General features: G+C 67.1%; 1 pseudogene. It reads right to left on the reverse strand.

The features are described from left to right. Window positions 1–221: 221 nt before the first annotated feature. Window positions 222–347: pseudogene (gene prfB / locus B3E43_RS04070) on the reverse strand (peptide chain release factor 2); the annotation flags it as partial.

Raw genomic sequence — 347 nt, forward strand, 5'->3', positions numbered from 1 at the left:
CCGCGCCGCGCCCCGCCGCGCCCGAGCCCGCGCCGCAAATCATCGACATGAAGGGCCCGGGCGCCTGACGGCGCTGTGATTAGTGGTCAGTGACTAGTGGCCAGGTTGGCCATCTGCAGAGCAAGAGAAAGGCCCCGGACTGGATCCGGGGCCTTTTGTCTTTCTGGTACGGAGCACCGCTATCGCAGCGCCCCGCAAACTAGCGACTAGCCACTAGCCACTCACTCCACGGTCGATCCGCGCGTCTCGCCGACCCGCGCCGCCAAGGCCGCGCCCATGAACAGGTCCAGATCGCCGTCCAGAACCCCCTGGGTGTCCGAGGTCTCGACGTTGGTCCGCAGGTCCTT

Origin of the sequence: Brevundimonas sp. UBA2416, from assembly GCF_002343105.1 — a bacterium.
Taxonomy (GTDB): domain Bacteria; phylum Pseudomonadota; class Alphaproteobacteria; order Caulobacterales; family Caulobacteraceae; genus Brevundimonas.